This is a genomic window from Vibrio sp. D54, assembly GCF_021728075.1.
Classification (GTDB): Bacteria; Pseudomonadota; Gammaproteobacteria; order Enterobacterales; family Vibrionaceae; genus Vibrio; species Vibrio alginolyticus.
In genome coordinates this window covers 147,302-174,142 of sequence record NZ_JAKKCS010000008.1, presented here as the reverse complement: position 1 = coordinate 174,142, position 26,841 = coordinate 147,302, and the positions used below count along the sequence as shown (strand labels likewise).

Annotated in this window: 23 protein-coding genes; 10 read left to right on the top strand and 13 right to left on the bottom strand. The window is 43.4% G+C overall.

The annotated features are described in order from the left end of the window. Positions 1-20: 20 nt before the first annotated feature. Both toxS and L3V37_RS13040 read right to left on the bottom strand, forming a co-directional pair. Positions 21-536, bottom strand: a complete 516-nt coding sequence (gene toxS / locus L3V37_RS13045) for a transmembrane regulator ToxS (protein WP_005382091.1) — start codon at positions 534-536, stop codon at positions 21-23. Between the two features lie 11 nt (positions 537-547). Beyond that, on the bottom strand, positions 548-1,426 hold the full coding sequence (locus L3V37_RS13040) for a transcriptional regulator (protein WP_213905421.1): 879 nt from the start codon (positions 1,424-1,426) through the stop codon (positions 548-550). A 271-nt stretch (positions 1,427-1,697) separates the two neighbouring features. Between L3V37_RS13040 and htpG the strand changes: the two genes are divergently transcribed. The 3 genes from htpG (at position 1,698) to hemH (ending at position 5,697) form a co-directional block, all read left to right on the top strand. Continuing rightward, entirely contained in the window at positions 1,698-3,602 is a 1,905-nt protein-coding gene (htpG, locus tag L3V37_RS13035; protein WP_017819957.1) for a molecular chaperone HtpG, read from the top strand. A gap of 320 nt (positions 3,603-3,922) precedes the next feature. Further along, on the top strand, positions 3,923-4,567 hold the full coding sequence (adk, locus tag L3V37_RS13030) for an adenylate kinase (protein WP_005382094.1): 645 nt from the start codon (positions 3,923-3,925) through the stop codon (positions 4,565-4,567). A gap of 167 nt (positions 4,568-4,734) precedes the next feature. Beyond that, a complete protein-coding gene (gene hemH, locus L3V37_RS13025) occupies positions 4,735-5,697 on the top strand; it encodes a ferrochelatase (protein WP_237306437.1) in 963 nt (320 codons plus the stop codon). Between the two features lie 49 nt (positions 5,698-5,746). Here the strand turns inward: hemH and L3V37_RS13020 are convergent, their stop codons facing one another. Then, positions 5,747-7,135, bottom strand: a complete 1,389-nt coding sequence (locus L3V37_RS13020; protein WP_005382097.1) for a peptide MFS transporter — start codon at positions 7,133-7,135, stop codon at positions 5,747-5,749. Between the two features lie 334 nt (positions 7,136-7,469). Here L3V37_RS13020 and rfaH point away from each other — a divergent pair, with 334 nt between their 5' ends. After that, positions 7,470-7,970 (top strand): transcription/translation regulatory transformer protein RfaH, encoded by a 501-nt coding sequence (gene rfaH, locus L3V37_RS13015; RefSeq protein WP_237306436.1) that lies wholly within the window; start codon positions 7,470-7,472, stop codon positions 7,968-7,970. A 129-nt stretch (positions 7,971-8,099) separates the two neighbouring features. Here rfaH and asnB read toward each other — a convergent pair whose 3' ends face one another. The 4 genes from asnB to nagA all read right to left on the bottom strand — a co-directional run bounded on the left by asnB (position 8,100) and on the right by nagA (position 14,019). Next, on the bottom strand, positions 8,100-9,764 hold the full coding sequence (gene asnB, locus L3V37_RS13010) for an asparagine synthase B (RefSeq protein WP_237306435.1): 1,665 nt from the start codon (positions 9,762-9,764) through the stop codon (positions 8,100-8,102). Positions 9,765-9,994: 230 nt separating this feature from the next. Next, the gene (locus L3V37_RS13005; protein ID WP_005384981.1) at positions 9,995-11,584 is read right to left on the bottom strand and encodes a cation:proton antiporter family protein; all 1,590 of its coding nucleotides are present in this window, start codon (positions 11,582-11,584) and stop codon (positions 9,995-9,997) included. 81 nt (positions 11,585-11,665) lie between these two features. Then, a complete protein-coding gene (locus L3V37_RS13000) occupies positions 11,666-12,880 on the bottom strand; it encodes an ROK family protein (protein ID WP_005382105.1) in 1,215 nt (404 codons plus the stop codon). 2 nt (positions 12,881-12,882) lie between these two features. Next, positions 12,883-14,019, bottom strand: coding sequence for an N-acetylglucosamine-6-phosphate deacetylase (nagA, locus tag L3V37_RS12995; protein WP_130546541.1), 1,137 nt, complete (start codon positions 14,017-14,019; stop codon positions 12,883-12,885). Between the two features lie 490 nt (positions 14,020-14,509). On the opposite strand from nagA, the gene nagE reads away from it, so the two are divergent. Then, a complete protein-coding gene (nagE, locus tag L3V37_RS12990; RefSeq protein ID WP_005384985.1) occupies positions 14,510-16,003 on the top strand; it encodes an N-acetylglucosamine-specific PTS transporter subunit IIBC in 1,494 nt (497 codons plus the stop codon). A gap of 276 nt (positions 16,004-16,279) precedes the next feature. Beyond that, on the top strand, positions 16,280-17,950 hold the full coding sequence (gene glnS / locus L3V37_RS12985) for a glutamine--tRNA ligase (RefSeq protein ID WP_005382124.1): 1,671 nt from the start codon (positions 16,280-16,282) through the stop codon (positions 17,948-17,950). Positions 17,951-18,172: 222 nt separating this feature from the next. On the opposite strand, the gene fcrX is transcribed toward glnS, so the two are convergent. Further along, positions 18,173-18,622: a ferric iron uptake transcriptional regulator FcrX gene (gene fcrX / locus L3V37_RS12980; protein ID WP_005382141.1), complete on the bottom strand. Its 450-nt coding sequence runs from the start codon at positions 18,620-18,622 to the stop codon at positions 18,173-18,175. Positions 18,623-18,822: 200 nt separating this feature from the next. On the opposite strand from fcrX, the gene L3V37_RS12975 reads away from it, so the two are divergent. After that, complete coding sequence (locus L3V37_RS12975; RefSeq protein ID WP_005382144.1) at positions 18,823-19,326, top strand: DUF4442 domain-containing protein; 504 nt, start codon at positions 18,823-18,825, stop codon at positions 19,324-19,326. Positions 19,327-19,378: 52 nt separating this feature from the next. Here the strand turns inward: L3V37_RS12975 and fldA are convergent, their stop codons facing one another. From fldA to L3V37_RS12960, 3 genes are all read right to left on the bottom strand, one after another. Next, a complete protein-coding gene (fldA, locus tag L3V37_RS12970; RefSeq protein ID WP_005382146.1) occupies positions 19,379-19,912 on the bottom strand; it encodes a flavodoxin FldA in 534 nt (177 codons plus the stop codon). 48 nt (positions 19,913-19,960) lie between these two features. Beyond that, positions 19,961-20,182: a DUF2788 domain-containing protein gene (locus L3V37_RS12965; protein WP_005393038.1), complete on the bottom strand. Its 222-nt coding sequence runs from the start codon at positions 20,180-20,182 to the stop codon at positions 19,961-19,963. A gap of 112 nt (positions 20,183-20,294) precedes the next feature. After that, the gene (locus L3V37_RS12960) at positions 20,295-21,062 is read right to left on the bottom strand and encodes an alpha/beta fold hydrolase (protein WP_130546542.1); all 768 of its coding nucleotides are present in this window, start codon (positions 21,060-21,062) and stop codon (positions 20,295-20,297) included. 92 nt (positions 21,063-21,154) lie between these two features. On the opposite strand from L3V37_RS12960, the gene seqA reads away from it, so the two are divergent. After that, entirely contained in the window at positions 21,155-21,697 is a 543-nt protein-coding gene (gene seqA, locus L3V37_RS12955; RefSeq protein ID WP_005382149.1) for a replication initiation negative regulator SeqA, read from the top strand. A 92-nt stretch (positions 21,698-21,789) separates the two neighbouring features. Then, positions 21,790-23,436: a phosphoglucomutase (alpha-D-glucose-1,6-bisphosphate-dependent) gene (gene pgm, locus L3V37_RS12950; RefSeq protein WP_130546543.1), complete on the top strand. Its 1,647-nt coding sequence runs from the start codon at positions 21,790-21,792 to the stop codon at positions 23,434-23,436. A 61-nt stretch (positions 23,437-23,497) separates the two neighbouring features. On the opposite strand, the gene L3V37_RS12945 is transcribed toward pgm, so the two are convergent. Next, the gene (locus tag L3V37_RS12945; protein ID WP_130546544.1) at positions 23,498-24,271 is read right to left on the bottom strand and encodes a DUF1853 family protein; all 774 of its coding nucleotides are present in this window, start codon (positions 24,269-24,271) and stop codon (positions 23,498-23,500) included. A 231-nt stretch (positions 24,272-24,502) separates the two neighbouring features. On the opposite strand from L3V37_RS12945, the gene L3V37_RS12940 reads away from it, so the two are divergent. Beyond that, positions 24,503-25,261 (top strand): Nif3-like dinuclear metal center hexameric protein, encoded by a 759-nt coding sequence (locus tag L3V37_RS12940; RefSeq protein ID WP_130546545.1) that lies wholly within the window; start codon positions 24,503-24,505, stop codon positions 25,259-25,261. A gap of 92 nt (positions 25,262-25,353) precedes the next feature. Here L3V37_RS12940 and L3V37_RS12935 read toward each other — a convergent pair whose 3' ends face one another. After that, positions 25,354-26,643 (bottom strand): citrate synthase, encoded by a 1,290-nt coding sequence (locus L3V37_RS12935; RefSeq protein WP_005382163.1) that lies wholly within the window; start codon positions 26,641-26,643, stop codon positions 25,354-25,356. Between the last annotated feature and the right edge of the window lie 198 nt (positions 26,644-26,841).

Sequence of the window (26,841 nt, the reverse complement as noted above, 5' to 3'; positions counted from 1 at the left end):
CCCTTATCATCCAATCAAAATTAGTTTTTAAACAGTACCGAAGAACCGTGGTTCAAGCTAGTGAGCAATAGTGTTTTTTCGTTCACGACGTCAATACGACGACTTTGCTCCGCATCTAGCTTAAAAATTTGAGTAATCAAACGTAGCTGTGCTTCGGAAAAGTCTTTTGATTGAGAAGATGAAATATCTTTAAACTCCGAAGGCGAGACCAACAAATAGTTGTCACTTACTTCCCAGCGGCCTTTTTCCGAGATATTTATCGTTGATTCTGCGGTTGAACCTTGAGCGAATAGTTTTATATTTGCTACGCGAATATAGTCACCATTAGGGAGATATTTCACGTTTGATTCAACATTAACTCGGCGTAGTGGGCCGACAGTATCGTCAGGCAAGCTGTCTGTAATGACTGTCACCATGGTCGACTGCCATTCGTTTGCTGTGAGGAGCTGCTCCACTTTTAGGTCACTTCCCCAATACAACCAACTACTGAAAAGAACGGATACGGCCAAAACCGCAGATGCTAATTTAATCTTCATATTGGCCTCCTTTATTTGCAGATGTCTGTTGGATCGTTTTGACCTGCGAAAATACGCAGTGTTACGTTCTCGTAAGAGTGGTTACTGTCATGAATGTAGTTCAGAATCAGCTGGTTATTTTGTCCACCAGTGGCAATCACTTCCACTGGCAACGAGTCTTCTGCATGGTGCTTCACGTAGCGCTCAATGCATTGCTCTATTGAGGGCAACCAGTTGTTGATTTGAGGGTGATTTACAGGTGTCATCACCGGTACATTTTGATACTCACCAATCTGACGGAATTGTGATTCCGCTGGGTTCGTGAATAACAATACGCAAACAGGAAGCAGCAGAGACAAAAAGATAATGATACGCGGTAGCCAGTTAATCGTGTTAGATGCTGGCTTCGGCTGAGTTTTAGTCGGCTCTACTTGAGGCTCAAGATCAGCAGTAGTATCGGTCACTACCTCTGTTGGTGGTATATCGCTCGCTTCTAACTCCACTGCTGGCGCTTCGTGTTCAGAAGCGGTTTCTTCAACGTCAGTGTTAGAGTCAGTAGAAAATGGGCTCAAGCGTTCCACTGAACAAATGAGTTGGTAGCCACGTTTAGGTACCGTTTTAACAAACTCTGGAGATTTTGTTGAATCCTTCAACATCTTACGCAGAGTAGAAATCGCTTGAGTCAGGCTTGAGTCATCCACCTCAAAACCTTGCTCACGCCAAACAAACTCGTGAAGCTCGTTACGGGTTAAAACTTCGTTTGGTCTCTCTGCCAACATCAGAAGTATACGGCTTTCGTTGCTTCCTAATCGTACAACGTCGTTGCCGTTTTGTTGGTCAGCGAGCGAATTACTATTTGGATCAAAGGTGAACCTTTGAGCAAGTAGAAATTTGGTGCCAATGTTAGTCATTTAGTTCTTCTTAGATGGATGATGTTGTAATTATGGTGATTTATGTCACAAAATTACCGGGGCGCTTGGAGTGCGCACGACATTTTAGATGCTTTTAGACGGGTAGGATAATTAAAATTTTCTAAAAAAACACCGTTTTTAGCAATATTGACCTTGAATTTACATTTGTCAGCCACATGTTAAATGACATCTCGGTAAGGTGATTTCAAGGGGAAAGTCACAAACTTGTCCCTATGAAAAAGCCAATTAGTTTAGATGTTATGGAGCACACATGAGCGAAACCGTATCTCAAAATAAAGAAACTCGTGGTTTTCAATCAGAAGTAAAACAACTACTGCATTTAATGATCCATTCTCTTTATTCAAATAAAGAGATCTTTTTGCGCGAGCTGATCTCTAACGCATCAGATGCATCAGACAAACTGCGCTTTCAGGCGTTATCTAACCCAGATCTATACGAAGGTAATGCAGACCTTTGCGTGAAACTGTCGTTTGATGAAAGCGCAAATACCTTAACCATTTCTGATAACGGTATCGGTATGAGCCGTGATGATGTGATTGAGCACTTAGGAACAATCGCAAAATCTGGAACAGCCGAGTTTTTCTCAAAGCTATCTGAAGAGCAGAGCAAAGACTCTCAGCTTATTGGTCAGTTTGGTGTTGGTTTCTACTCGGCATTTATCGTTGCTGACGCCGTTACCGTGCGCACTCGCGCTGCGGGTCTAGCCGCTGATGAAGCGGTACAATGGCACTCAGCGGGTGAAGGTGAGTACACCATCGAAAACATTACCAAAGAGTCACGTGGTACCGACATCATTCTTCATATGCGTGAAGAGGGTAAAGAGTTTTTGAATGAGTGGCGTCTACGTGACGTTATCAGTAAGTACTCTGATCACATCGGCATTCCTGTTTCAATCCAAACTGTCGTTCGTGATGACGAAGGCAAGGAAACAGATGAGAAAAAGTGGGAGCAAATCAACAAAGCCCAAGCACTGTGGACGCGTAACAAATCTGATATTTCAGAAGAAGAGTATCAAGAGTTCTACAAGCACGTATCACATGACTTTGCCGATCCCTTGGTCTGGAGTCATAACCGTGTAGAAGGTAAAAACGACTACACGAGCTTACTATACATCCCATCGAAAGCACCTTGGGATATGATGAACCGCGACCACAAATCAGGCTTGAAACTGTACGTACAGCGCGTATTCATTATGGACGATGCAGAGCAATTTATGCCGTCATACTTACGCTTCGTACGTGGTTTAATAGACTCAAACGATTTACCGCTAAACGTATCGCGTGAGATTTTACAAGACAATAAAGTGACTCAGTCTCTACGTAATGCTTGTACTAAGCGCGTGCTAACGATGCTCGAGCGTATGGCCAAGAATGACGAAGAGAAATACCAATCATTCTGGAAAGAGTTTGGTCTTGTGATGAAAGAGGGCCCTGCGGAGGACTTTGCAAACAAAGAGAAAGTTGCAGGTTTATTGCGCTTTGCTTCAACTGAAGTGGATTCTTCTGAGCAAACTGTGGGCTTGGCGTCTTACGTTGAGCGCATGAAAGAAGGTCAAGATAAGATCTACTACTTGACGGCAGACAGCTATGCAGCTGCGAAAAACAGCCCTCACTTAGAACAGTTCAAAGCGAAAGGCATTGAAGTTATCTTGATGTACGACCGCATTGATGAGTGGCTGATGAACTACTTAACTGAGTTTGATGGTAAACAGTTCCAGTCAATCACTAAGGCTGGGCTTGATCTAAGTCAGTTTGAAGATGAAGCAGAAAAAGAGAAGCAAAAAGAAACCGAAGAAGAGTTTAAGTCGGTTGTAGAGCGCACGAAGTCTTACCTAGGCGATCGTGTGAAAGAAGTTCGTACGACCTTCAAACTCGCATCCACGCCTGCTGTTGTGGTAACGGACGATTACGAAATGGGCACTCAAATGGCGAAGCTTCTTGCGGCAGCTGGTCAAGCTGTGCCGGAAGTGAAATACATCTTTGAGCTAAACCCTGAGCACGAATTGGTTAAGCGTATGGCTGACGAAGCCGATGAAGAAGCGTTTGGTCGCTGGGTTGAAGTTCTGCTTGGTCAGGCAATGCTAGCGGAGCGAGGCTCTATTGAGGATCCAACAGAGTTCTTAGGAGCCGTTAATCAACTTTTGACTAAGGTGTAATAACCTCTGCAAATCAAAAAGCTCGCATTTCGCGAGCTTTTTGTTTGTTGTCGCAAAATTTTGCATCTCAAGTGCTGAGTTAATAATCAATAGGGCGTGAAAGAGGGTACTGTTAACATTCTTTAGTCTTAATACACTCTTTGCTCAGAGAACCTGTGATAGAATCTGCGACTTGAATGTGAGTAATAAGGCGTGTATTTTTGCTCGCCTATATACGTTATACCGAAACTTATCGTTGCAGGTGCTTCTCAGGTTTGATGTCTAAGAGGTCAGCTATTGTGAGCTTCGGTATAAATCTTAAATATTAAAGAGGATAAATCATGCGCATCATTCTTCTAGGTGCTCCAGGTGCAGGTAAAGGCACACAAGCAAACTTCATCATGGAAAAATACGGTATTCCACAAATCTCTACTGGTGATATGCTTCGTGCTGCTATCAAAGCAGGTACAGAGCTTGGTAAACAAGCTAAAGCTGTTATTGACGCTGGTCAGCTAGTTTCTGATGAAATCATCCTTGGTCTTATCAAAGAGCGTATCGCTCAAGAAGACTGTGCAAACGGTTTCCTACTAGATGGTTTCCCACGTACTATCCCTCAAGCTGACGGCCTAAAAGAAATGGGCGTAGACGTAGACTACGTTATCGAATTTGACGTTGCAGACGATGTGATTGTTGAGCGTATGGCTGGTCGTCGTGCTCACCTTCCTTCTGGTCGTACTTACCACGTGGTTTACAACCCGCCTAAAGTGGAAGGTAAAGATGATGTAACTGGTGAAGATCTTGTTGTTCGTGATGACGACAAAGAAGAAACAGTACGTGCTCGTCTAGGTGTTTACCACGAGCAAACTGCACCGCTAATCAACTACTACGGCAAAGAAGCTGAAGCAGGCAAGACTAAGTACCTTAAGTTTGATGGTACTAAGCAAGTAGCTGAAGTTAGTGCGGATATCGAGAAAGCACTATCTTAATTTGCTGAAGTCAAAAATTTAATATTTTGATATATTGAAAGCGGCCCAAGTGGTCGCTTTTTTTAGTTGACTCGTAAACATATATCTAATTAACTTCAGCTCGGCTATTCGTTACTTCGAGGTTACTTAAATATATGAACCAAGCCGTTTACCATGAATAGGATGTTATGAAAGAGAATAATAAACAGGGTGTACTCCTAGTTAACCTGGGAACTCCTGACGCACCAACCGCTCCTGCCGTAAAGCGCTTTTTAAGTCAGTTTCTTCATGATCACCGAGTGGTAGACATGACTCGATGGCTTTGGTGTCCACTATTGCATGGCGTTATCCTTCCTATCCGAGCTCCTAAAGTTGCCAAACTCTATCAATCAGTATGGATGGAAGAGGGCTCGCCGTTGATGGTGTACTCTAAACGCCAAACTGAAAAGTTAGCACAAAAGCTTGATATACCTGTAGAGCTTGGTATGACGTATGGTAACCCAAGTTTACAATCAGGCTTTGAAGCCCTATTGGCGCAAGGCGTTGATGAAGTCATTGTTTTACCGTTGTATCCGCAATACTCGGGCACAACAACGGCAGCGGTTTCTGACGGAATCACTAAAGCATTTAAAAACCTGCCTGTGATGCCAGGCTTTAGCTTTATTCGTGATTATTACAATCACCCGAAATATATTGAAGCGTTAGCGCATTCAGTTCGTGAACATTGGCAAAAGAATGGTCAGGGAGATTACCTGCTGTGTTCTTATCATGGTATTCCAAAACGCTATGCTGACAATGGTGATGTTTACCCACAGCATTGTGAAGAGACGACTCGCTTGCTTGGGGAAGCGTTAGGTTTAAGCGAACAACAAATTGGCATGACGTATCAGTCCCGATTTGGGAGAGAAGAGTGGCTTCAACCTTATACCGATAAGACCCTAGAAGCACTTCCTGCAAAGGGTGTGAAAAATATTAATGTTGTGACCCCTGCATTTTCGTCAGATTGTTTAGAGACGTTGGAAGAGATCTCGGAAGAGTGTAAAGAGATTTTCCTTGAAGCTGGTGGCGAAAACTTTATCTACATCCCTTGTTTGAACGATAGTGAACTTCATATCGAGATGATGGTTGAGTTAGTTCAATCTAAACTTTAGATACAAAAAAGGGTCGCAATAGCGACCCTTTCTACGTTTAGTTGAGCGATCAAGCAACTTGTACTTGCTGCTCTTCTACTTGCTCTGCCGTACTGTGCGTATTTTCAGCGCCATGCATCCAGCGAACGAGTGTATTAGAGAATAGGAGCAAAATTACGCCACTTACGGTTGCGCTGACCGCAATACCACTAAAGATAGCCATAGCGCCTAACTCGCCTACGTGAGAGCCCACATAGCCCGCAACATAGTTAGCAATCGCATTACAGCCAAACCATGCACCCATCATAAGTGAAGCTAAGCGAAGCGGTGCTAATTTAGTCACCAATGAAAGACCAATTGGTGATAAACACAGCTCGCCTAATGTGTGGAAGAAGAAAGCGCCGACCAACCATAACATCGATGTTTTTACTGTTGTATCTCCACCTTGTTCTAGCACTGCGCCAACCATACAAAGGAAACCAATCGCCAAGAAAAATAGTGCCATCGCAAATTTCACTGGCGAAGTAGGTTCACGTTTACCCAGTTTTACCCAAAGGACAGCCAGAACTGGCGCTAGAGTAATAATGAAAAATGGGTTTAGTGATTGGAACCACGCAGCAGGAACTTCGAAACCACCAATCATGCGATCAGTATATTGTTGAGTGTAGATGTTCATCAGACCACCAGCTTGTTCAAAGCCTGCCCAGAAGACAATAGTGAATAAGCTCATGACCAGAATTACTTTTAGTCGATTCACTTCTTCTTTGGTGAGTGGTTGCTTCGTGGTGGCGTTTTTGTTGTTTAGATCTCGTTTCGCCGCCGGTTCGCGGCCAATATCACCAAGCCATGATTGAGCCAGTACCATTTGCATCACTAGGCTAACCAGCATACCCACACCAGCGGCAACAAAGCCTGCTTTCCAACCGTAAGAGGTTGTCACAGAGCCAGAAACGACGCCGGCAAGTAATGCACCTAAGTTGATACCCATATAAAAGATAGTGAATGCGCCATCACGACGGTTGTCACCTTCTTGATAAAGGTCGCCAACCATGGTTGAGATATTTGGCTTAAAGAGACCGTTACCAGTGATAAGTAGGCCAAGACCTAAATAGAAACTGTGTAGCGAACCAATACCTAAAGCATCAGCAGGAAGTGCAAGAGTAAACTGGCCGATGGCCATTAACGCGCCACCAAGCAAAATTGAGCGACGTTGACCTAAATAGTTATCTGCTAGGTAACCACCGATAAGAGGCGTGATATACACAAGCCCTGTGTATATGCCGTATAGGTCTAATGCGTCTTTGGTTGACCAGCCAAGGCCACCATTCATTGTTGTATCAGTAAGGTAAAGCACGAGAATGGCACGCATTGCGTAGTAAGAAAAGCGTTCCCACAGTTCAGTGCCGAACAATAAGAACAGGCCACGTGGATGACCAAAATATTGATGTTGGTTTGACATAAGCTCTTCTAATAATAGTTATTACATTTTTTAACGACTTCTACGTATACAATGCAATTCAACGAGTGACAAATAATAAAATTTTGCCATTCGACTATTTTTGTTTGTTAAGTGGCTGTTTTTGATTGAATTTGCAGATTATATGATGGTGTATTGGTTGTGTTACAAACTTAATTTCCATTTTTGCATATGGACTTCTTTATCGTAAGTTGCTGAAAAAATGTCGTTAATGCGAGCGATGTATAATCATACTTTTATAGATAAACTGAATATCAATGACTCAACTTTGGCTTAATGCTAGGATAAAAACAAAATAGAATTGGCTAGTAAAAAGATGAAACGTTGGTATCTACTTTATTGTAAACGTGGGGAGCAGGTTAGGGCGAAACAACACCTTAAAAATCAAGGTGTAGAGTGCTTTTATCCAACTGTAGAAGTTGAGAAGATTTTGCGCGGGAAAAGACAAAAAGTCGAGGAACCGCTGTTTCCTTGTTACGTATTCGCTTACTTTGATTATGAGCAAGGGCCAAACTTCACCTCAGTCCGCTCTACTCGAGGTGTTGTTGACTTTGTGCGTTTTGGTGCTCAACCGAAAGAAGTTCAAGGTGACTTGGTCTTCGAATTGATGCAGCTAGAAAAGTGTTGTAATGACAATACCGTTTCTGAATGCATGCCAAAACCAGGCGATCAAATTAGAGTTAAAAGCGGTCAATTTGCGGGCATAGATGCCATCTTCCAAGAACAAGATGGTGAGAAACGCTCAATTATGCTAGTTCAGATGATCACCAAGCGTGTGCCTGTCAGCATAGACAATAGTGATTTAGATTTAAAATAGCCTAATTCCATCAAACATAAAAAGAGGTGCAAAAGCACCTCTTTTTGATCGTATCTAATTGATCGTATCTAATTTTTTGTCTGTTTTAAAAGGGTTGGACGAACCAACCCTTATCTTTATCGTAGAGAATTAGTATGAATCGTTGTGAACGGTCTGTACTGCACGACCTGATGGGTCAACACAGTTTTGGAACGATTCATCCCATTCAATCGCCTTCGCTGAAGAACACGCTACTGAAGGGCCTCCTGGTACACACTCTGCTGCTGATGGAAGTGGGAATAATTCTTCAAAGATTTCACGGTACACGTAGCCTTCTTTTGTCGTTGGCGTGTTGTATGGGAATCGATATTGAGCTGTTTCCATCTGCTGGTCTGTCACTTTCTGTTCCGCTACTTCTTTCAGCGTATCGATCCAGCTGTAGCCAACGCCATCAGAGAATTGCTCTTTTTGACGCCATGCGATCGATTCTGGCAGGTAGTGCTCGAAGCACTCACGAAGGATGTGTTTCTCCATTTTACCGTTGCCACACATCTTGTCTGCTGGGTTCAAGCGCATTGCTACATCTATGAACTCTTTATCTAGGAAAGGTACGCGTCCTTCAACTCCCCATGCTGCCAGCGACTTGTTAGCACGAGCACAGTCGAACATGTTCAGAGCAAGCAGTTTACGCACTGTCTCCTCGTGGAACTCTTTCGCGTTTGGCGCTTTGTGGAAGTAAAGGTAGCCACCAAAGATTTCGTCAGCGCCCTCACCAGACAATACCATCTTGATACCCATCGCTTTGATCTTACGACCCATTAAGAACATAGGTGTTGATGCGCGGATAGTCGTCACGTCATACGTTTCAATGTGGTAAATCACGTCACGAATCGCGTCTAAACCTTCTTGAATCGTGTACGTCATTTCGTGGTGAACGGTACCAATTTGGTCGGCAACTTCGCGAGCTGCTTTCAGGTCAGGCGCGCCTTCTAGGCCAACAGCAAAAGAGTGCAGTTGAGGCCACCAAGCTTCAGACTTTTCATCATCTTCAATACGCATCGCTGCAAAGCGTTTTGCTACCGCAGATGTAATAGAAGAATCTAGACCACCTGAAAGAAGCACACCGTAAGGCACGTCAGTCATTAGTTGGCGTTTAACAGCTGCTTCTAGCGATTCAGTCAATTCTTCTTTGCTAGTGCTGTTACCTTGTACTGCTGCGTACTCGTTCCAGTCACGAACATAGTAACGTGTTGGCTCAGTATCTTTAGAGCTGTAGTAGCTACCAGGAGGGAATTCACTTACTGTTTTACATACTGGAACAAGAGCCTTCATCTCTGATGCCACATAGTAGTTGCCATGCTCATCGTGACCTTGATAAAGAGGGATAATACCAATATGGTCACGGCCGACTAAATACTCATCTTTTTCTTCGTCGTAGAGCACAAAAGCGAAAATACCGTTTAGTTCTTCAAGGAGATCTGCACCCATATCTTGGTAAAGTGCAAGAATGACTTCACAGTCTGAATCGGTTTGAAATTCGTACTTTCCTTCGTAACGAGCACGAATTTCTTTATGGTTGTAGATTTCACCATTGACGGCAAGGATGAGCTTCTTATCAGGGCTGTATAGCGGCTGTGCACCACTATTTAGACCAACAATCGCCAAGCGCTCGTGCGCTAAAATAGCACGCTCTGAAGAGTAAATCCCAGACCAGTCTGGGCCACGGTGACGAAGTTTTTTCGACATCTCTAATGCGATAGGGCGCAATGCGGCTGCATCGCTTTTAATGTCTAAAATGCCAAATACTGAACACATACTACATCCTTACTAAACTAAACAATTTCTAATCGGTATGGTTTAAATTTGCCATTACTAATAAAAAAAGCAACGTTTTGTGATTAAAAAAATGATAAAAGGCCTTGTTGTATGGAAAATATTTAACTCAACCGTTGTTTTGGTGAATGAGATCAAGGTTTGGTATAAAAACTATACAAAAAAGGCTTTCTATCAATAGAAAGCCTTCCGAAAAATATCAGTGCTGTTGCTTATTTAATTGGTGTGAATTTAGGTTGAAGTTGTTTACAGACGTGTCGAGCAAAACCGCTACCAGCTTCACTATAAATATTGAATGCTGCGTCAACGCCATTTTCAAGTAAGCCTTCCAATTGATCTGGGTATTCGGCGATAGCGGCAATTTGCCCCTTATATTTTCTGCGTTTAAGCTGCTCAAGTGCTGTTTGGTTACCTTGATGATGTGGCATTGCAAGCAGAACCAGTTTTACATGACCTGTATCTAAAATTCGCTCCCAGAAATCCGGGTCGGTGGCATCACCAGAAATCACATTTCTTCCTTCTGAACGATGATGATGTGCAGCGTCTTCACGAATTTCTATACCCAATGAAATTTTGCCATAGCGTGAACGTAGCTCATCATAAGCGCCCGTTCCAATACGCCCCATACCTAAGATCAATACTTGGGCATGACCTGGGTTGATGAGTTGGTCGCGTTGATTGAGCTTTTCTACCGCTGTCTCTTGCAGCCACTTACCTGAATGTTGATAAATTTTATGGCTAAGGCGGTTAAGTGGCGCGGAAATTACAAAGGATACCGACACCGCAACCGCAATCGCAGCAAGCATATCACTTGGCATCCAGCCCATTTTATAGGCCAACCCAGCAACAATAAGACCAAACTCACTGTAGTTAAATAGTGATAAAGAGGCGAGCAAAGAGGTACGTACTCGAAACTTAAAATGATTAATAGTGACGAAGTACAAGAGTCCTTTGATTGGTAGCAGTAAGATAAATAGCAGGGCGAGAACGACGCCATTCACGCTCAATGAGGCGGATAAACCAATGTTCAAAAAGAAGCAGACTAAAAAGAGCTCCTTCATATTGAATAATGACTTGGATAGTTCTGAGGCTTTTGGGTGACCTGCGAGTAGCATGCCTAAAATTAGCGCGCCCAAGTCTGGTTTCATCCCGACCAACTCGAATAGCCCAGCACCGACAACAAGCGCGAAGAAAATACCGAATAGCACCAGCATTTCGCCGTGGCCAACTTTATCGAGCAGCTTATAGAATAGGGGACGAAGGAAAGGCAGTGCGAACAAACCGATGGCATACCATTCTGGGACTTTTCCGGTTGAAGCAGTCAGGAATACTACGGCAAAAATGTCTTGCATAACCAAGATACCGATCGCGAGTGTGCCGTAGGTCGCGTTCATTTCGCCTTTTTCTTGCAATGCTTTTACGGCAAAAACGGTACTAGAGAACGATAGTGCAAAAGCTAAAAGCAGGATTTGGCTGCCGTCCATACTGGCTAGCGAAGTCAAGCCCAGTAGTTTTAAGCCGGATAACGCTAGGGCAAAAAAAGCGGTAGAGAGTATGTTGTGGGCGGTTGCCCCTCCCCATATTTCTTTGGACAGCAGGGTTTTTACATCGAGTTTGAGTCCAATAGTAAACAGAAGAAGAGTAACACCAAGATCTGCGAGAGTGACGATAACGTCATTGCTTTGGTAACCAAATGCATGCAAGCCAAATCCAGCTAGTAGAAAACCAACGAGGGGAGGGAGGCTGCATTTAAGCGCAATAAAACCAGCTAAAAAAGCGGCTGTAATTAGAATAATTTCCATACTGTTGAGCTGTATTCCTGATATACAAAAACGGGCTGTGAAAACACAGCCCGAGATTGTAACTCAATTGGTTGTATAAACTTAGTCTTCCAGTAACTTTTGTAACAAAACTCCGTTCAGCATAGCGCGTTTAATCATCGCAAATGCGCCCATCGTTGGCTGCTTATCAATGTGAGAAGCCACGATAGGGAGGTCGTTATGGAAAGTTTTAAGAGATTGATTCTCTACGTTGCGTTGAATTGCAGGGAAAACAATATCTTGTGCTGCAGTAATATCGCCAGCAATTACAATTTTCTGTGGATTAAATAAGTTAACCGTAATCGCAATCGCTTTACCTAGCTGGTTGCCCACTCGCACTAAACTCTGTTTCGCAAGTTCATCACCATTCATTGCGTGCTGACATACCGCTTCAATTGTGATGTTTTCAAGGTCGGTTAAGCTTGATTCGTATCCTTGAGTAATCAATTGCTTCACTCGTTGAATAATCGCTGGGTTTGCAGCTACGGTTTCTAAACAGCCAAAGTTTCCACATTGGCATTGCTCACCAAGCGGGTCAATTTGGATATGACCAATTTCACCGACGTTGCGGTTAAAACCAAGAAAAACCTGGCCGTTAACGATAATACCTGCGCCAGTACCGCGGTGGACGCTAACCAAAATAGAATCCTGGCAGTCTTGGCTTGCTCCAAAGTAGTGCTCAGCCAACGCCATGCCACGTACGTCGTTGCCAACAAAGCAAGCTGTATTAAACTTCTCTCCAACAATTTCACCGAGAGCAAGATTATCGATATCGGTATTAGGCATGTATTCGACCACGCCAGTTGTTGGGTTAACAAGGCCCGGTAAAGTGATGCCGATAGCGATGAGTTGATCAATTTTGTCTTCGCATCGGCTTACGAAATCTTTTAATAAATCGATAAGCCCTGCGATTAAGTCTGCTTGGTTAGTGTAGTGCAGTTCATGCTGATCTTCTGCCAGCGCGGTGCCACCTAAATCGTATAAACTGAACTGTACGTAATCTCGACCTAAGCGAACGGCAATCGAATGAAAAGGTTTGACTTCAGTAGTCAAAGAGATCGCACGACGACCACCAGTTGAAGCTTGTTGGGCGACCTCCTTAATAAGGCCGCGCTCTAAAAGTTGGCGGGTTATTTTGGTAACACTAGCAGGCGCGAGCTGACTCACGTCCGCGACTTGAATACGGGAGATAGGACCTTGCTGATCAATCAGCCTATATACCGCAGCGCTGTTAAGCTGTTTTACTAAATCTACATTACCAATCTGTCCGCCATTCATGCTTAATTTTGCTCGTATTGTCCGTTAACAACCGTCGCTTTTACTTTAAAGTCACGATCGAAAATAGTCAGGTTTGCAACCATCCCTTTTCGAACTCGGCCAAGGCGATCCTCAACACCAATTGCTGTTGCTGGGTATAACGTGGCCATTCGTAGAGCTTCGTCTAAAGCGATCCCCGCGTGCTCAACTGAATTCTGAACTGCTTCAATCATTGTCAAAGCTGAGCCGCCTAGCGTGCCATTTTCATCAACACACTTACCATCTCGGTAATATACTTTCTTACCGACAAAAATAAAGTGATCAATGTTAGCACCTGCTGGAGCTGTGGCATCCGTCACCAAAACAAGCTTTTCACCTTTGATTTTATGAGCAATTCGGATGTTTGCGTAGTCGACGTGAAAACCATCAGCAATAATGCCAGCGTATACGTCAGGAGTATCGTAAATTGCACCAACAACTCCTGGTTCACGACCAACCATTGGTGTCATTGCATTAAAGAGGTGTGTAGCAAAAGTAATGCCTGCTTCAAAGCTTTTACGTGCTTCGGCGTAGGTTGCATTTGTGTGGCCAATTGAAACCACGATGCCAGCAACCTTTAATCGCGCAATATGCTCTGGGTCGTTATGCTCAGGTGCTAGTGTTACTTTCGCTACGATATCGGCGTTTGCGCAGATAAGGTCGATCATGCTTTCGTCTGATGGGCGAATAAAATCGACGTTATGGATGCCTTTTTTCGCGACGTTAAGGTAAGGACCTTCGAGGTGTAAACCAAGCGATTGATTTTGATACTTGTTGTGGTACTCACGAGCTGCGGCAATTGCAGTTCGCATATCTTCATCAGATGACGTAATGAGTGTTGGCAGGAAGCTAGTACAGCCAGATTTGAGGTTTGCCTGGTGCATGATTTGCATGGTTTCAGGGGTAATTGCATCGTTTAGCATTACACCGCCACAACCGTTTAACTGCAGATCGATAAAGCCTGGACTTAGATTAGCGCCTGCAAGGTCTTTTACTTCGATGCTTTGAGGTAGCTCAGAAACCGGTACAATAGATTGAATAAGATCATTTTCGATGATGACCGCATGATCGGTAAGAACATCACTACCGGTATAAATTTTACAGTTACTTAGCGCGTACATAGTCAGCTAGTCCTTATAGATGAGAATTCAATTTCTATATCGTTATCTAAGTAGAGACTGCTTCAGTCATATGGGTACTTAGTTTGTATCACTGAATTAGATAACGAGTCACATACAGCAAGTCGCGTTTTATCGATGTTATTGTCATAGTAACTAACTGAAAAGTAATAATTGTATGGTTTTTTTATGATTCTTTTTCAGAGCAAAGTTACAGTGATTTACCCGCCTAGATACCAAAATAACACTGATTCTGCCTTGCATAAAGTGCGAGAATATTATCTTTAAAACGCCATTTTTTCGTATAATAAAATAAGTTTTATGATCTCGCTAGCAAAAACCTTCCGAAAGGGCAAATTGTGGTGATTATGATCACAAACGGTGAGCTTTTAATTTGCGGAGCAAAATTAATATCATAAACTTAGGATGACTAAATTGGACGGCTGAAATAAGTCATTCAACATAACATCTAATCCTATAGGGGGAACTTAAGGTGAACATTCTCGGATACTTCCAGAAGGTGGGTAAGGCGCTTATGGTGCCGGTTGCCACACTTCCTGCAGCAGCAATACTCATGGGTATTGGCTACTGGATCGACCCAAATGGCTGGGGCGCAAACAGTGCACTTGCTGCATTTCTTATTAAAGCTGGTGCAGCGATCATTGACAACATGTCAGTATTGTTCGCTGTTGGTGTTGCTTACGGAATGTCTAAAGACAAAGATGGCGCCGCTGCACTTTCAGGCTTCGTGGGCTTCTTAGTTGTCACAACGCTTTTGGCCCCTGGTGCAGTATCACAAATTCAAGGCATTGACCCAAGTGAAGTACCTGCTGCATTTGGTAAAATCAATAACCAGTTCGTAGGTATCTTGGTTGGTATTGTTTCTGCTGAGTTGTACAACCGTTTTTCTCACGTAGAGCTGCACAAAGCACTGGCGTTTTTCTCTGGCAAGCGTCTTGTACCGATCCTAACGTCTTTTGCTGGTATCGTTATTGCGTTCATCCTGATGTACGTTTGGCCATCAGTTTACGGCGGTCTGGTCAGTTTTGGTGAAAGCATTCAAGGTATGGGTGAAGCAGGTGCAGGTGTTTACGCATTCTTCAACCGTCTTCTAATTCCTGTTGGTCTGCACCATGCACTAAACTCAGTGTTCTGGTTTGATGTTGCTGGTATTAATGACATTCCAAACTTCCTTGGCGGTGCGAAATCATTAGCTGAAGGCACGGCAACGGTAGGTGTTACGGGGATGTACCAAGCGGGCTTCTTCCCAATCATGATGTTTGGTTTACCAGGCGCTGCTCTAGCGATGTACCATACTGCGAAATCAAAGAATAAAGAGAAAGTGGCATCTATCATGATTGCAGCTGCGTTTGCTTCATTCTTTACAGGTGTAACAGAACCACTTGAATTTGCATTCATGTTCCTTGCTCCAGGACTGTACGTTCTTCACGCAGCGCTGACTGGTCTATCAGTTTATATCGCGGCATCAATGCAGTGGATTGCAGGTTTCGGTTTCTCTGCTGGTTTAGTCGACTTAGTATTGTCGACTCGTAACCCGCTAGCGGTAAACTGGTACATGCTCATTGTACAAGGTCTTGGTTTCTTTGCGGTTTACTACTTCGTGTTCCGTACCGTGATTGTTAAGTTTGGCCTTAAAACACCGGGACGTGAAGATGATGAAGAAGCTTCATCTAACGTGGCTGGATCAAGCAATTCTTCAGAGCTTGCTCGTCAGTACTTGAAAGCACTTGGCGGTCATGACAACCTAAGTTCTATCGATGCCTGTATTACTCGTTTGCGCCTTTCTGTGAAAGATATGAGCGTTATCAATGAGAAAACTCTGAAAGATCTTGGAGCTATGGGAGTTGTGAAGCTAGGTACAAACAACCTACAAGTTATCCTTGGTCCACTAGCAGAGATTGTTGCTGGTGAGATGAAGAATGTATCTAAAGATGAAGACTTAAGTGGTGTTCAGCTACCAGCTTAACTGTTTAATAGTGGTGTGATTGTTTGTTATTGGTATTGCAAACAATTGATACTACAACATCGCAAAAGGCCTCCGCAGGAGGCCTTTTTTCGTTTAGGCCCTTTGAATCTGCTTTGCTTTCACGCTAACTCGATAAATATTGTCGTTTTAGAGCGAGTTCTTGTTGTCTAATTGCTTAGAATTGTGGATCATTAGGAACAATGTACTCTGTGAAACCATACTTGGATACAGGGTTCCGTTTTCTCTGACAATACTAATATTTTTGAGGTGCTATAGATGAGTGAAGCTGATGCTCGTCCATCAAACTTTATTCGCCAGATCATTGATAAAGATCTAGCGGATGGTAAACACACTAGCGTGCATACTCGATTCCCGCCGGAGCCAAATGGCTACCTGCATATCGGTCATGCTAAGTCTATCTGTTTGAACTTCGGTATTGCTCAGGACTACCAGGGTCAATGTAATCTGCGTTTCGACGATACAAACCCTGAAAAAGAAGACATCGAATACGTTGAGTCTATCAAGAAAGATGTAAACTGGTTGGGCTTTGAGTGGAGTGGTGAAGTATGTTACTCATCAAACTACTTCGATAAGCTTTACGAATATGCAATTGAATTGATTAACAAAGGCTTAGCGTACGTAGATGAGCTAAGTCCAGAGCAAATTCGTGAATACCGCGGCACACTTAAGGCGCCAGGTAAACCAAGTCCATACCGTGACCGTTCTGTTGAAGAGAACTTGGCGTTGTTTGAAAAAATGCGCGCTGGTGAATTTGAAGAAGGTAAAGCGTGTCTTCGTGCTAAAATCGACATGGGTTCTTCATTCATGGTCATGCGCGATCCAGTTTTATACCGTGTGCGTTTTGCTACGCACCACCAAACTGGTGATAAGTGGTGCATTTACCCAATGTACGACTTTACGCACTGTATTTCTGATGCACTAGAAGGCATTACGCACTCTATTTGTACGCTTGAATTCATGGATAACCGTCGTCTGTACGATTGGGTTCTAGACAACATCACGATCGAAAGCCGTCCACATCAATACGAGTTCAGTCGTTTAAACCTTGAATACACAGTGATGTCTAAGCGTAAGCTTAACCAGCTAGTTACTGAAAAACTGGTTAATGGTTGGGATGATCCACGTATGCCGACTGTCTCAGGTCTGCGTCGTCGTGGCTTCACACCTGCATCTATTCGTGAGTTTTGTAAGCGTATTGGTGTAACGAAGCAAGAAAATATGATCGAGTTTAGTTCATTAGAATCTTGTATTCGTGATGACCTAAACGAGAACGCTCCGCGTGCAATGGCTGTACTGGATCCTGTTAAAGTTGTTATCGAAAACTTTGAAGCAGGCGCAGTAGAAAACTTGACAGTTGCCAACCACCCAAATAAACCTGAAATGGGTGTGCGTGAAGTGCCATTCACGCGTGAATTGTGGATTGAGCGTGAAGACTTCCGTGAAGAAGCGAACAAAAAGTACAAGCGTTTAGTGCTAGGTAAAGAAGTTCGTTTACGTGGTGCTTACGTGATCAAAGCTGAGCGCGTTGAGAAAGATGCCGAAGGCAACATCACAACGATCTTCTGTTCTTATGATGCAGATACGCTAGGTAAAAACCCAGCAGATGGTCGTAAAGTGAAAGGCGTTATTCATTGGGTGTCAGCTGATAAAGCTCTTCCTGCGGAAATTCGTCTGTACGATCGTTTATTTACGGTGCCAAACCCAGGCGCAGCGGAAGATTTTGCTTCTACTATCAACCCTGAATCATTAGTTGTGATCAATGGCTTCGTCGAGCCTAGCCTAGCTTCTGCAGAAGCAGAAAAAGGTTACCAGTTTGAACGTATGGGTTACTTCTGTGCAGACTCGAAAGACTCTTCAGCAGATAATCTAGTATTCAACCGCACGGTTGGTCTACGTGATACCTGGGCAAAAATTGAGAATCAATAATCTCAATTAATGCTGAGAACGATGAAAAAATGCCAGCAAACGCTGGCATTTTTTATACCTAATCCCACAGAGTGCTATATAGAAGTGCAAAACTGTGGATAAAAAAGATGAGTGTTTAGTAGCTTTTGTTCTGTAACCAAAGTACTGACGTCTAAGGCACTTACTTCTAGAAACAAAAAACGCCAGCATGTGCTGACGTTTACTTTTTAAATTAACAAACCCTTATTTTTTCGGTTTGTGTGCATCTGGATTGTCTTTACAACCACCATCGCTACACTTGCCGTACAAGTATAAGCTGTGGTTTGTTAGTGTGACATTGTACTTAGCTGCAATCTCTTTTTGACGTTCTTCAATAAGATCGTCAGAAAATTCAATTACCTCACCACAGTCTAGGCACACTAGGTGGTCGTGGTGATGTTGAGTCGATAATTCGAAGACTGACTTTCCACCTTCAAAGTGGTGACGAGTTACAATACCAGCATCGTCGAACTGGTTTAGAACTCGGTAAACAGTTGCTAGGCCAATTTCTTCACCTAGATCAATCAACTTTTTGTACAAATCTTCAGCACTGATGTGCTGGCAGTCTGGCTGCTGAAGTACTTCTAGAATTTTTAGCCTCGGAAGGGTTACTTTTAAACCCGCATCCTTCAGCGCCTGATTATTATCTGACATATACTTTCCCGTTGGATCATCTGCAGCGATTTAACAGAATTCAATCTTCCTACCATTATAGGATAAGCGTTCGGAACATTAAACCACGAACTTCAAAGGGTTAATAGAATCTTTTTGTAAATTAGAAACAGGTCCATTATATTACAGCTCTGACCAGTTACAATTGTGTAACATTAAGCTTGGAGAGGGCAGGGATAGCGATGAATAGGCGACTAGCGAAGATATACAAACCAGGAATTGTAAAGTTCGCACTCAATATTTGGCCTCCTTTTTGGGGGGCGGGTATTAAAATCTTACATATTTCTCAAGACTTCCGTACTGTAAAGGTACGTTTAAAGCTTCGCTGGTGGAATAAAAATGCCAATCGCACCCAATATGGCGGCAGTATTTTCTCTTTAACTGATCCTATTTACTCGTTGATGCTGATGGGGATTCTACGAGAGGAATATTATGTGTGGGATAAAGAGGCAAGCATTAACTTTATTAAGCCGGGGCAAAGTGATTTGTTTGCAGAATTTGAGGTCACTGAAGGGATGCTGGAAAACATTTATCAAATGACACGGAATGGAGAAAAGTGTTTTCCTGAGTTTATTACTCATGTAAAAGATAAACAGGGGAATGTGGTTTCAGAGGTTCAACGCAAGCTTTATGTAAGAAAGAAACCTCAGTATCGCGAAGAGGAAGTACTTACCGATGCTGTGTGACAATACATACAAAAAGACCTCCAAGTGGAGGTCTTTGCATCATTCAATTTGATTAGCCTTCTAGCTCAGCTAAACACATCTCTTCATAGATCTGTTTAACCCAGCTTTCAACACGCTCGTCAGTCAATTCTGGTTGGCGGTCTTCATCAATACATAGACCTACGAATTGGCTTTCGTCACCTTCAACAAGTGCTTTAGACGCTTCAAATTCGTAGCCTTCTGTCGAGGTATGGCCAAGAATTGTGCCGCCTTTAGATTCAACGATATCACGGACTGTGCCCATCGCGTCACAGAAGTATTCTGCGTAGTCTTCTTGGTCGCCACAGCCAAAGATAGCCACTAGCTTAGTAGAGAAGTCGATTTGCTCAAGTTCAGGGAAGAAGTCATCCCAATCACATTGTGCTTCGCCGTAGTACCAAGTTGGGATACCTAGAAGAAGAAGATCGAAGTTATCAATGTCTTCTTTGCTGCTTTTCGCGATGTCTTGAACGTGAACTAGATGTTTACCTAGTTGCTTTTGAATCATCTTTGCAACGGCTTCAGTATTACCTGTGTCGCTACCGAAGAAGATACCTACACTTGCCATAGAGTCTATACCTTTACATTGTTTGTTATTGGCGATGCTACTAAGGGTTTAACCTAACCCTGAGCCTTCCCAAGTTAGCTGAATTACACCTTTTGCAATAAAGCCAGCACAGCCTAGGAAAAGGACTAACCACACAATACGACGACCAAAAACAGGTACATTGCCTTGCTTTAGCACATCTTTTATCGCCATCCCGATGAAAAAAAAGATAGCAGCAAAAAGAAGATCGAGCCCAATAGACTCGAGCATATCCATATAGTCGTAAAGCATTTTAGCCCTTCATGCCGAAAAATCTTGGGCGCACTATACCACTGTTAAACGGTAAAGTTAATGCACTACAAGAAGGGTTATTTCAATAATCTAGTGTTGCTTTTCGAATTTGTTAACTCGAAATGTATTTTCGAATGACTCTCATTACTTCTGTCGGTTTCTCGGCGTGTAACCAGTGACCAGTGCCAGCGATAATGTGTGCTTTAGCATGGTTAAATTGTCGCTTCACTGCCGGCTGATGTTCTGGCATTAAGTACTCAGAGTCGCCGCCTTTGATAAATAAAGTTGGGATATCTGTTGGTGTGATTTCTTGCCAGCCAATAATTTGGTCATAATTCTCAAAAAGGCTCGGTACGTTAAACCGCCAATCCATCTTATCGCCATTTTTGTACAGTGATTTAGAGAGAAATTGTCTTACACCATCGAGTTCAATATGTTGAGCTAGGATATCCATGGCTTGCTGTCGATTTGCTGGTTTTTCATTAATAACAGCATGTAAGCCGTTAAAAACATTATCGTGACGGTTCGTAATGTAGGCAACAGGCGCCATGTCGAGAACGACTAACTGCTTGACTACATTTGGAGCAATGTCCACAAGAGCCATCGCGACTTTTCCGCCCATGGAGTGACCAATAACAATAGATGGCTCAACGTTTAAGTGCTGAAGGAGCTGAGCCACATCTTTTGCCATATCGGTATAGTTATGGACTTCGGAGTGGAAAGAGAGGCCGTGATTTCTCAGATCAATACTGATCACCGTGTGATCTTTAATAAGATCGCGGGCGAGTAGACCCAGATTACTTAAACTACCAAACAATCCGTGAATCAAAACAACTGTTTGGCCTTGGCCTTCCTGCTTATAGTTGAGTAATGCTGACATTTTATCTTATTCGTGATGGGTTTAACGTGGAGTATCCGCGTGGATCTCGTTATAATCCCCCAGAGTTTAAACATTGAGAATGTGAAAAGCGAATGAAAACAATTGAGGTTGATGAGGATCTATACCGTTATATAGCTAGTCAAACTAAGCATATCGGTGAAAGCGCCTCGGATATTTTGCGACGCCTTTTAAACCTTGATGGTCAGTTGCAGGAAGCTAAAGCCGCGCCTGTAGTAGAGAAGCCACAAGGGATTGTAGTAAGTAAAGATGCGGGTAAAACGGAATCTGTTGATGTAGTGAAAGAAATGCGTTCGCTGCTTATTTCTGATGAGTTTGCCGGTCTAAAAAAAGCGATTGATCGCTTTATGTTGGTATTATCGACCTTACATAAATTGAATCCAGAAGGTTTCGCCCAGGCTACGAATGTAAAAGGACGCAAACGCGTGTACTTTGCAGATAATGAAGAAACCTTGCTAGCAAACGGTAATACGACCAAGCCAAAAGCCATTCCTGGCACACCGTTTTGGGTTATCACGAATAACAATACAAGTCGTAAAAGACAGATGGTTGAACAAGTGATGGCACACATGGGGTTCCAACCTGACTTAATAGAAAAAGTAACAGGTTCAATCTAAGAAACCTGATAGAAGCCTCATAATGCGTCGCAGTGAGCGGATATTATGAGGCTTTTTTAATTTTATTTATATTGAAAGAAAGGATGTCAAACATGGCTATGCACCCTCGTGCTGGGCAAAAAGCGCAGCAGGAAGATCTTCACAATATCCCAGCACTCGTTGCTAACTACTTCTTACTTCAACCAGACGCGGCAAACGCAGAACACAAAGTTCAATTTGGTACTTCTGGCCACCGCGGTACTGCAGACAAGCACACTTTTAACGAAAACCACATTTTAGCGATCGCTCAAGCGGTAGCAGAAGTTCGTGCTGAGCAAGGCACAATTGGCCCGTTGTTTGTGGGTAAAGACACGCATGCGCTATCTGAGCCTGCTTTTTCAAGTGTGATTGAAGTATTGATTGCAAATGGTGTGAAAGTGATTGTCCAACAAGACAACGGTTACACGCCAACACCGGGTATTTCACACGCGATTCTGACTTACAACATCAAACACGATGAAAAAGCAGACGGTATCGTTATTACCCCATCACATAACCCACCACAAGACGGCGGTATCAAATACAATCCGACACATGGTGGTCCTGCAGAAGCAGAGTTGACTCAAGCTATCGAAGATCGTGCGAACGAACTGATTGCTGAAGGTTTACAAGGTGTGAAACGCCTACCACTAGCAGAAGCAAAAGCATCGGATCTGTTTGTAGAGATGGACTTGGTGAAGCCATACATCGATGACCTGGTGAACGTTATCGATATGGAAGCAATCCAAAAAGCAAACCTGAAGATTGGTGTAGATCCATTGGGTGGCAGCGGCATCGATTACTGGCGTCAAATAGGTCAGGCATACAACCTAGACCTAACGCTAGTAAGTGAAGCGATTGATCCTTCTTTCCAATTCATGTCTCTCGATAAAGACGGCGTTGTACGTATGGACTGTTCTTCTCCTTACGCAATGGCGGGTCTATTGGCATTGAAAGATGAGTACGATCTAGCATTTGGTAACGATCCTGACTACGACCGTCACGGTATCGTTACGCCAAAAGGTTTGATGAACCCGAATCACTTCTTAGCCGTTTGTATCGACTACCTATACCGCCATCGTGAGGCATGGGGTAAAGATGTAGCGGTTGGTAAAACACTAGTATCAAGTGCACTGATTGACCGTGTTGTGGCGGATCTAGGTCGTGAACTATGTGAAGTACCAGTAGGCTTCAAATGGTTTGTAGACGGTCTGTACACTGGTAAGTTTGGTTTCGGCGGCGAAGAAAGTGCTGGTGCGTCATTCCTTCGTAAAGATGGCACGCCTTGGTCAACAGACAAAGATGGCATCTTGCTATGCCTTCTAGCAGCAGAGATCACTGCGGTAACGGGTAAGAACCCTCAAGATTACTATGAAGAGCTAGCGGCGAAGCACGGTGAGTCGAAGTACAACCGTATTCAAGCTGTAGCAAATGGCCCACAAAAAGACGTATTGAAAAAGTTGTCACCAGAAATGGTTGCGGCTGAAACTCTAGCAGGTGATGCGATCACTGCTCGTCTAACGCATGCACCAGGCAATGGTGCTGCGATTGGTGGCCTTAAAGTAACGACAGCTAACGGTTGGTTCGCTGCTCGTCCATCAGGTACAGAAGATATCTACAAGATTTACTGTGAAAGCTTCAAAGGTGAAGAACATCTGAAACAAATCGAAGCTGAAGCACAAGAAATAGTTAATCAAGTATTTGCAGCCGCTGGTTTGTAAAACATCCAATGGTCAATGTATCTAGCAAAGGGTTGATGTGAAAACATCAACCCTTTCATGTTTAAGTGCCCCGAACCGCTTTATCTCCGGGCCATGAATCTGGTACCACAAACCAGAATTGACCGTCTTCCGTTTGTGCGTGTATGAATCGATCTAAAGGCTTTTCAATAGGTTGAGAGAAATCGTCTGTACCGATCGCCCAGCATGGTTTATGTAAATGATAAAGTGGTTTACCAATTAAATCCCATTGACTTTGATAGCACCAGTAACCACTAATCTGACTTGGATTTAATTCATAACCCAAGCACTCCTTAGGAGTTGGCTCTGGAGTAAACGGATTAATATAGAGTCGTCCTTGCATCATTAGGCGCTCTTCTGGAGAGTCGTTTAAAGGAATTATTTTTTGAAATTCCGGGCGAACGCTCATTTTCAGCTGATGCGTGAGCATTCTATCCAATTTTGCATGTAACTGGTCGTGAGCATTCGGGCCATACCAAATGCCGTTGTAAAGAAGATAAAACTTAATCGCCACTTCCCAATGTTCTATCCGATTGGATTCTGTATTCCTCAATACCAAATCGACAGCACCAATGGTCTTACCTTCAGCGTCGTTTAACTGAATTTCTTCGGCAATAATCTGATATCGTCCTGAATTAGAAAGAGCCGCAGTGCATAGGTGCTGATATAAAAAACCCAGTCTCGGATTACCATTGTATTGTTCTGAGCTATTCAAAGGTTTGACCGAGACATCTTCTAAGGTTGCAAACGGAGGGCGTAACTTGAAAAGCGGAGGTGAAGTGGCGATCCATTGGTAAAAGCGTTGCAGTTGGTTCATCCGTATCCCTAAATGTATGGTGAGGCGACAAGCTTTGTTATTGTAACTAAATTTGCTTTTGAGGGTAGGGTGGCTAGCATCGATATTAGGGTTCGAGATACACTTTAAATACCTAAATGATATCAAGGTGCCAGATGTCAAAACGTTGTTGTATCAACTAGGTTGCACTCTTTCGTCTGATTCCATCGAGAGGTTATTTAGGTTTACATGCGCTAGAAATTGGAAGTAATAATGAATAACTTAAAGCTAGAACAGATTCTTAATGACAAACTGTCACCGCAGTTAATTAAAGATTACGCACCAAATGGGTTACAGGTAGAAGGGAAATCAGCGGTAAAGCGTGTTATCACTGGCGTAACCGCCTCTCAAGCCTTAATCGATAAAGCGATTGAGCTTAATGCAGACGCATTGCTTGTTCATCATGGCTATTTTTGGAAAGGTGAGCCTGAGCCAATTCGTGGCATGAAAGGTAAACGAATTCGTAGCCTGATCAAAAATGATATCAACTTATATGGTTATCACCTTCCTCTAGATATTCATCCAGAGCTAGGCAACAACGCTGAATTAGCTCGCTTACTTGAAATCGAAGTAGAAGGTGGGCTTGAAGGGCACCCTCAGTCAGTTGCTATGTTTGGGCGCTTGAAAAAGCCGATGTCTGGTGTTGAATTTGCGAGTAAGATCAACCAAGTTCTTGATAGAGAGCCTCTGCATATCGCCCCAGAGAATACCGATAAGATGATTGAGACAGTCGGCTGGTGCACTGGTGGAGGGCAGGATTTCATTGAACTTGCTGTACAGCACGGGCTGGATGCATTTATCTCTGGAGAAATTTCAGAGCGCACCACTTATACCGCTCGTGAAATGGACATTCATTACTATGCTGCAGGTCATCATGCTACTGAGCGTTATGGTGTTCAGGCTTTAGGCAAATGGCTAGCGGATGAATATGGCCTACATGTGGAGTTTATCGATATTGATAATCCGGTTTAGCGTTCTCCATTAATAACGTTAAACGCAAAAAAGAAAAAAGGGTTGAGACGAAAATCTCAACCCTTTTGTTTTTCTATCTTCGTACTAAAAGATCATTCACGTTCGTGAAGTGGGGAAAACTCACGTTGTGTTTCGCCAGTGTATAGCTGACGAGGACGACCGATGCGGTTCAGTGGATCGCTGTGCATTTCGTTCCAGTGAGCAATCCAGCCGATGGTACGAGAAATCGCGAAGATAACCGTAAACATAGAAACTGGAATACCAATCGCTTTAAGAATGATACCTGAGTAGAAGTCTACGTTCGGGTACAGCTTCTTAGACACGAAGTACTCATCAGAAAGCGCAATGCGCTCAAGTTCCATTGCAACGTCTAGCAGAGGGTCTTGAATGTTTAGCTCTTTGAGAACTTCATGACACGTTTCGCGCATTACTGTCGCACGTGGGTCGTAGTTCTTGTAAACGCGGTGACCAAAGCCCATTAAGCGGAATGGGTCATCTTTGTCTTTCGCGCGGTCTACATATTCAGGGATGTTATCGACGCTGCCAATCTCTTCTAGCATTCTCAAGCAGGCTTCGTTTGCACCACCGTGAGCAGGTCCCCAAAGGGATGCAATACCAGCGGCAATACATGCAAATGGGTTCGCACCAGAAGAGCCAGCTAGACGAACAGTTGATGTCGACGCATTCTGTTCGTGATCCGCGTGTAGAGTGAAAATCTTATCCATCGCACGGGCAACCACAGGATTTACTTCATACTCTTCGCAAGGGTTTGCGAACATCATATGCAAGAAGTTCTCTGCGTAGCTAAGGTCGTTACGAGGGTAAATAAATGGCTGACCGATAGAGTATTTGTAACACATCGCCGCCAGTGTTGGCATTTTTGACAGCAGACGGTACGCTGCAATTTCGCGGTGTTCGTCGTTGTTAATGTCAAGAGAGTCGTGATAGAAGGCTGCAAGTGCTCCAACTACACCACACATTACCGCCATTGGATGAGCATCGCGTCGGAAGCCATGGAAAAAGCTTGCGATTTGCTCGTGTACCATTGTGTGACGAGTAACGGTCGTTTTGAATTGCTCGTATTGTTCTCGGGTAGGGGCTTCACCATAAAGAAGGATGTAACATACTTCTAAGTAATCTGCGTTATTGGCTAATTGATCAATCGGGAAACCGCGGTGCAAAAGAATACCTTTGCCGCCATCGATGTACGTGATTGATGATTCACAAGATGCAGTGGCAAGAAAACCTGGGTCAAAAGTAAAGTAACCATTGGCTCCCAGCTTACGAACGTCAATTACAGGTGTACCTAGCGTACCGTCCATAATTGGCAGTTCGATTGGCGCTTGACCTTCAACATGAAGGGTCGCTTTCTTATCCGCCATAACAATCTCCTTTGTTTATTATTTAATCCGTCCAGGATGTTTATGTGCCATTTTTGTACTGTTGTTAAAGCTTAAAGTCAATTTTTCTCCATCTTTGTGTGCACTTGTTATGATTTTTCTCATGAAAATCGTTAAAAATCTGTTCTATGTAGCATAATTTGTTACACCAATTGTATTAGAATGTTGCTCGCCGTATAT